Source organism: Streptomyces sp. NPDC006309 (genome assembly GCF_040613095.1).
Classification (GTDB): domain Bacteria; phylum Actinomycetota; class Actinomycetes; order Streptomycetales; family Streptomycetaceae; genus Streptomyces.
Genome location: NZ_JBEXRO010000035.1, coordinates 48,217 through 54,521, shown reverse-complemented (window position 1 = coordinate 54,521; position 6,305 = coordinate 48,217). Strand labels below are relative to the sequence as shown.

At 72.3% G+C, this 6,305-nt stretch carries 7 protein-coding genes; 1 reads left to right on the top strand and 6 read right to left on the bottom strand.

The window, feature by feature from the left end:
• Positions 1-573: 573 nt before the first annotated feature.
• A complete protein-coding gene (gene trpS / locus ABZ117_RS31525; RefSeq protein WP_356825715.1) occupies positions 574-1,596 on the top strand; it encodes a tryptophan--tRNA ligase in 1,023 nt (340 codons plus the stop codon).
• 74 nt (positions 1,597-1,670) lie between these two features.
• Here trpS and proC read toward each other — a convergent pair whose 3' ends face one another.
• The 6 genes from proC to ABZ117_RS31495 form a co-directional block, all read right to left on the bottom strand.
• Positions 1,671-2,483, bottom strand: coding sequence for a pyrroline-5-carboxylate reductase (gene proC / locus ABZ117_RS31520; RefSeq protein ID WP_356825713.1), 813 nt, complete (start codon positions 2,481-2,483; stop codon positions 1,671-1,673).
• 78 nt (positions 2,484-2,561) lie between these two features.
• Positions 2,562-3,371, bottom strand: coding sequence for an ABC transporter permease (locus tag ABZ117_RS31515; protein ID WP_356825711.1), 810 nt, complete (start codon positions 3,369-3,371; stop codon positions 2,562-2,564).
• On the bottom strand, positions 3,368-4,189 hold the full coding sequence (locus tag ABZ117_RS31510; RefSeq protein ID WP_356825709.1) for an ABC transporter ATP-binding protein: 822 nt from the start codon (positions 4,187-4,189) through the stop codon (positions 3,368-3,370). Before ABZ117_RS31510 ends, ABZ117_RS31515 begins: the two co-directional genes overlap by 4 nt.
• A gap of 179 nt (positions 4,190-4,368) precedes the next feature.
• The gene (locus ABZ117_RS31505; RefSeq protein WP_356825707.1) at positions 4,369-5,157 is read right to left on the bottom strand and encodes a class I SAM-dependent methyltransferase; all 789 of its coding nucleotides are present in this window, start codon (positions 5,155-5,157) and stop codon (positions 4,369-4,371) included.
• A gap of 137 nt (positions 5,158-5,294) precedes the next feature.
• The gene (locus ABZ117_RS31500) at positions 5,295-5,837 is read right to left on the bottom strand and encodes an EamA/RhaT family transporter (protein ID WP_356825705.1); all 543 of its coding nucleotides are present in this window, start codon (positions 5,835-5,837) and stop codon (positions 5,295-5,297) included.
• Between the two features lie 82 nt (positions 5,838-5,919).
• Entirely contained in the window at positions 5,920-6,234 is a 315-nt protein-coding gene (locus ABZ117_RS31495; RefSeq protein WP_356825703.1) for an SH3 domain-containing protein, read from the bottom strand.
• Positions 6,235-6,305: the final 71 nt, after the last annotated feature.

Genomic DNA, 6,305 nt, shown 5'->3' with positions numbered 1-6,305 from the left:
CAGATCTTTTCTCGACCCGATTTCCTCGGTGCTTTCCAGGTTCCCGCTTCCGCGTTTCCCTTTCCGGCGGTTCCGACTCTATCAGACCCTTTCGGTGCCTGACTCCCAGTCAGAGGGGCTTGTCTTCCCGGCCGTTCGGCCGTTCCGACGAGTGAGACTTTAGCGGATTCCCGGCTCCCGAGCTAATCGGGGGCCGCCGTCCTTTCGAACGCGGATTCCTCATTTCGCAAATACGCACGCCAATGCAGTCGTCACCGAGGTGGCGATCGATTGGGTGGTGCTCACGGAATGGCTGTCCGGGGACCGACCGGGGCCGGTGCTCACGTCGGACAACTCGGAGTACCTTACGGACGGGCGTGGGGAGTGTCAACTCTCGCCCCTGAGGCCTTCCGGAGGCGTACGGTGGGGGTCGTGACCACGCGTACGTGTCCCCAGCTCTGGTGGGCCGCCTGACGGCGGCCGTACGCACGTATGCACTCAACGGCCGCCGCTTCGGCGGCCGTTCGTGTATCTCCCTCCGGGACTTCGGGGGCCGGCCGCGGGAGCGGCGGCCCGGACCGAAGGTGGAGTGAGATGAAGCGGGTCTTCAGCGGGATCCAGCCGACCGGGCACGTGACCCTGGGGAACTACCTGGGAGCCATGCGGCGCTGGGCCGAGGTCGATCAGCACCGGGCGGACGCGCTGTTCTGCATCGTGGATCTGCACGCGCTGACCGTGGACCACGATCCGGCGCGGGTGCGCAGGCTCAGCAGGCAGGCGGCGACGCTCCTGCTGGCGGCCGGGCTCGACCCCGAGTTGTGCACCCTGTACGTGCAGAGCCATGTCGACGAGCACACCCGGCTGTCGTACCTGCTGGAGTGCGTGGCGAGCGACGGCGAGATGCGGCGGATGATCCAGTACAAGGAGAAGGCCGCGCGGGAGCGGGAGCGCGGTGGGAGCGTCAGGCTGTCGCTGCTGACGTATCCGGTGCTGATGGCGGCGGACATCCTGGCCTACGGCACGGACGAGGTGCCGGTCGGGGACGACCAGGTGCAGCACGTGGAGCTGGCACGGGATCTCGCGGTGCGGTTCAACCAGCGGTACGGCCACACCTTCGTGGTGCCGAAGGCGACGGTTCCGGGGGTGGCGGCCCGGGTGATGAACCTTCAGGACCCGACGTCGAAGATGGGGAAGTCGGACGCGGGGCAGGGGGTCGTGTATCTGCTGGACGAGCCGGACGTGGTGCGGAAGAAGATCATGCGGGCGGTGACCGACAGCGGCCGGGAGGTCGGGTACGACCCGGTGGAGCGGCCGGGAGTCGCGAACCTGCTGGAGATTCTCGCTGCGTGCACGGGTGGGAACCCTGAGTCACTGGCGGACGTTCACGACTCGTACGGCTCTTTGAAGAAGGACACCGCGGAGGCGGTGGTGGAGGTGTTGCGGCCGGTGCAGGCCCGGCACCGGGAGCTGTGCGCCGATCCGGCCTATGTGGAGGGGGTGCTGCGGGATGGTGCGGAGAAGGCCAGGGCGTTGGCTCGTCCGACCGTTGATACGGCCTACCGGGCGATCGGGCTGCTGCCGCCCGTGGCGGATCCCTCGCTGAGCGCCGCGCGGTAGCCGGGCGGCGTCGTGCGGGCGGCGGGTGTCCGCCGCCCGCGCGGGGCGTCGGGTCGGCCCCGCGTCGCGGGGGGTCAGTCCTTCTTGCCGGAGGCGAGTTCGCGGCTGCGGTCGCGGGCTGCCTCCAGCGCGGCGATGAGGGCGGCGCGTACGCCGTGGTTCTCCAGTTCGCGGATGGCGTTGATCGTCGTGCCCGCGGGGGAGGTGACGTTCTCCCGCAGCTTGACGGGATGTTCGCCGCTGTCGCGGAGCATCACGGCGGCGCCGATCGCCGACTGGACGATGAGGTCGTGGGCCTTGTCGCGGGGCAGGCCGAGCAGGATGCCGGCGTCCGTCATGGCTTCGACCAGGTAGAAGAAGTACGCCGGGCCGGAGCCGGACAGGGCGGTGCAGGCGTCCTGCTGGCTCTCGGGGACACGGAGGGTCTTGCCGACACCGCCGAAGATCTCCTCGGCGTGCGCCAGGTGCTGTTCGGTGGCGTGGCTGCCGGCGGAGATGACCGACATGGCCTCGTCGACGAGGGCGGGGGTGTTGGTCATGACCCGGACGACGGGGGTGCCGGCGGCCAGGCGCTCCTCGAAGAAGGAGGTGGGGATGCCGGCGGCCCCGCTGATGACGAGGCGGTCGGCGGGGATGTGCGGGGCCAGTTCGTCCAGGAGGGTGCCCATGTCCTGCGGCTTGACCGTGAGGATCAGGGTGTCGGCGGTCTTGGCGGCCTCGGTGTTGCCGACCGGGCTGACTCCGTAGCGGGTGCGGAGTTCTTCGGCGCGTTCGGGACGGCGGGCGGTGACCAGGAGATCGGCGGGGGCCCAGCCGGCCCGGAGCATTCCGCTGAGCAGGGCTTCGCCGATCTTGCCGGTGCCGAGGACTGCGACTTTCTGGCTCATGCGGTTCAGTTTCGCACCGGTGAGGAGGGGGGCGGGTGGGGTGTCCGGTGGGCGGACGTCCGCCGCGGCGGAGCGGGTTCAGACGGTGCGGCGGCGCAGGGTCGCCGCTCCCAGGCCCAGGACCAGCAGGGCGCAGCCGGCCACGATCAGCGCGTCGCGGACGAAGACCGCGGTCATGTCGGTGTGGCGGAGGACCTCGTTCATGGCGTCGACGGCGTACGACATCGGCAGGACGTCGGAGACGGCCTCCAGGACGGGGTGCATGTCCGGGCGGGGTGTGAACAGGCCGCAGAGGAGGAGCTGAGGAAAGATCACGGCGGGCATGAACTGGACGGCCTGGAACTCCGAGGCCGCGAAGGCGGAGACGAAGAGACCGAGGGCGGTGCCGAGCAGCGCGTCGAGGAGTGCGACGAGCAGGAGCAGCCAGGGGGAGCCGGTGACGTCCAGGCCGAGGAGCCAGACGGCGAGTCCGGTGGCGAGGGCGGACTGGACGACGGCGACGGCGCCGAAGGCCAGGGCGTAGCCGGCGATGAGGTCGGTCTTGCCGAGGGGCAGGGCGAGGAGGCGTTCGAGGGTGCCTGAGGTGCGTTCGCGCAGGGTGGCGATGGAGGTGACCAGGAACATCGTGATCAGCGGGAAGACGCCGAGCAGTGAGGCGCCGATGTTGTCGAAGGTGCGGGGGCTGGCGTCGAAGACGTAGCGCAGCAGGACCAGCATCAGGCATGGGACGAGGATCATCAGCGCGATGGTGCGCGGGTCGTGGCGGAGCTGGCGCAGGACCCGGGCCGCGGTGGCGGTGGCACGGGAGGGGGTGAACGCGCCGGTGGCCGGGGTGGTGGCCGCCGTAGCCGCGGGGCCGGTCGGACGGATGGGGGCGGCGGGGTTCATCGGGTGCTCTCCTTCGTGCGGTCGGCGGTGGCCGCCGCGTCGACGAGGTGCAGGAAGGCGGCCTCCACGGTGTCGGTGCCGGTCCGGGTGCGCAGGGCGTCCGGGGTGTCGTCGGCGAGGATCCCGCCCTCGCGCATGAGGAGGAGGCGGTGGCACCGCTCGGCCTCGTCCATGACGTGGGAGGAGACGAGGAGGGTGGCGCCGCGGGTGGCGGCGAGGTCGTGGAAGAGGTTCCACAGGTCCCGGCGGAGGACGGGGTCGAGTCCGACGGTGGGCTCGTCCAGGACGAGGAGTTCGGGGGTGCCGAGGAGGGCGACGGCCAGGGAGACGCGGTTGCGCTGGCCGCCGGAGAGGTTGCCGGCGAGGGCGTCGGCGTGGCTGGTGAGGTCGACGTCGGTGATGGCCCGGGTGACGTGGTGGTGGCGTCGTTCGGCGGCGGCGCGGCCGGGGTCGAGTATCGCGGCGAAGTACTCGAGGTTCTGGCGGACGGTGAGGTCGTCGTAGACGGAGGGGGCCTGGGTGACGTAGCCGATGCGGCTGCGCAGGGCGGGATGGCCGGCGGGGTGGCCGAGGACGTCGAGGCTGCCGGTGATCCCGGCCTGGGTGCCGACGATCGAGCGCATGAGGGTGGACTTGCCGCAGCCGGAGGGGCCGAGCAGCCCGGTGATCCGGCCGCGGGGGACGGTGAAGCGGAGGTCGTGCAGGACGGTGCGGGAGCCGCGGACGACGGTGAGGTCCTCGGCGTGGACGGCGGGGGTGGCGGCGACGGCGGGGGTGGCTGGGTGGGGCGGAGGGTCGCCCGGTTCATAATTCATCACGTGATGAATAGTCCGCCCGCGGGGGTGCGGCGTCAAGGGGGCAGGGGGCACCGGAGAGCGCCGGCGTGCTTGTTCGCGGCCGGCGAGAGGGGCACGTACGCGACAGCGGCGGCCTGGGTGGGCCGCCGCCGCGAGCGGGGAAGGAACGGGGACGATCCGGGGTGGGATCCGGGTCCGGGTCAGGGTTTGAGGGCGACCAGGAGGCGGACGTCGTACGTCTCCTCGACGGTGCCGTCCGGGAAGGCCCGGAGCAGGTGGGCGCGCTCCTCTTCCATGAAGGCGGTCCTGCGCTCCTCGGACTCGACGAGGAGGGCCGAGTGGCTGCCCAGGTTGGCGAGGTGGACGTCGACCGGGACGCGCCGGCTCCAGCGGACCGTGCGGCGGGCGAAGTCCAGACGCCCGCTGGGGTCGGCCCGCTCGGTGCGCTCGATGTTCCTGCGCCGCTCGGCGGTGGTGAAGCCCGGGCCGAGGAGACGGCCCGTGCGTTCGGCGGCCTCGGCGATCCACTCGACGTCCAGCGCCTCCGTGTTCCACCACAGGGCCAGCGCACCGCCGGGCCGCAGCACGCGCAGTGCCTCCGGCACCGATCGGGCCGGGTCGGTCCAGTGCCAGGCCTGGGCGTAGGTGAGGAGGTCGGCTTGGGCGTCGGCGACGGGAAGCGCGTTGCCGTCGCCCCGGACGAGCGGGATGTGCGGCAGCGCGCGGCGGAACTCGGCGGCCATGCCCTCGCCGGGTTCGACGGCGAGGACGTCGGCGCCGCGGGCGTGCAGGAGGGCGCTGGCGATCCCGGTGCCGGCGCCGACGTCCACGGTGCCGGCACCGGACAGGGAACGGCCCGCCAGTTCCTCGACGGCGTCGAGGAGGGCCGGTGGGTAGGAGGGGCGGTTCGCGGCGTACTGGGCGGCGGCGGAGTTGAAGGAGTGGGCCCGGGCGGCGTGCGGGGTGGTGGGTGACTCAGGGGTTGCCATGGGGTCATGGTGGGCGGGAAGGGGCGGAAGGCACAGTGTTTTTCGGCGGGGTGGCGCCTGCGCGGGGCGCTCCTCGGGCGGGCGCGGCCTACGGCCGGGCGTCGGTGCGGACCGCGCGGCCCGTGACTGCCGGCGTGCTACCGGCGCCGCTTCTTCCTCGACGGGTCGCCGGTGCGGCGGGTGGCGCGGCGTTCGTGCTCCTGGCGGGCCTTCTCGTACTCCTCGCGGTGCAACTTCTCGCCCGGGGCCTCGGTGAGGGAGCGGAGCGAGTAGGCGAGGAGGGAGCCGACGAAGCCGATGGCGAGCAGGCCGCGCAGGGAGGCCTGACGCTGCGGGTCGTGCCGGACGCCGAAACCGTCCCAGGTGTTGCGGAAGGCGAGCGCCGTGCAGATGCCGAACATGACGATGACCAGCATGGTCACGAAGGAACCGGTGCCGGCGATGCGGATGCCCTCGTACGCGAAGCGCAGCACCAGGCAGGAGACGGCCGCGGCGGCGAGGGAGCCGACGGCGGCGCCGGCGCGGCGGGCCGCGTAGCCGTGGTCGTGGTGCACCCAGGTGGTGCCGAAGAAGCGCAGGGGCTCGGGGCGGGGTGCGTGGCCGGGAGCCACGCCGTCGCCCTGGGGTGCGCCGCCGGTGGGGGCCGCCGAGGTGTCCGTGGTGCCGGTTTCGTCGCTCACGGGACGATTATGGCTCCGTCCGCCTGCGGGCTCCCGGCGGGGGCGGGCCCCCCGCCGGGCCGGTGCCGGCCGGGACCGCGGGTCAGCCGCAGCGGGCGGCGATGTAGCCGTCGCTGCCTGTGTGTACGTACGCGTCCGAGACGTACTCGCCGCTGTCGATGAGGTCCCAGAGGTCCGTGGTGCCGTAGGTGCCCGACACGGTCGTACCGGGTGTCTGGCAGTAGACCGGGACCCGGACGCCCTCGGGCAGGACGCGCACGAGGTTGTAGCCGGGGCCGGGGCCGCTGCGGACGTTCAGCCGGACGCCGGGTGCGACGGCGTAGGTGCGGACGGCTGCCGCCTCCACCGCCGGTCGGTCGTCGATGCCCCCGGTCTCCTGCGCACGGTCGACTGACATGTTCGTGCTCCTCCCCCGTTGCTGTTCCCGTGTCGCCGAGCTGAGAGCCCGGCGCGGAACGCGTCTGCGCG

Coding starts and splice junctions, on each gene's coding strand:
- trpS (WP_356825715.1), top strand. CDS start 574: ATGAAGCGGGTCTTCAGCGGGATCCAGCCGACCGGGCACGTGACCCTG.
- proC (WP_356825713.1), bottom strand. CDS start 2,483: ATGAGCCAGAAAGTCGCAGTCCTCGGCACCGGCAAGATCGGCGAAGCC.
- ABZ117_RS31515 (WP_356825711.1), bottom strand. CDS start 3,371: ATGAACCCCGCCGCCCCCATCCGTCCGACCGGCCCCGCGGCTACGGCG.
- ABZ117_RS31505 (WP_356825707.1), bottom strand. CDS start 5,157: ATGGCAACCCCTGAGTCACCCACCACCCCGCACGCCGCCCGGGCCCAC.
- ABZ117_RS31495 (WP_356825703.1), bottom strand. CDS start 6,234: ATGTCAGTCGACCGTGCGCAGGAGACCGGGGGCATCGACGACCGACCG.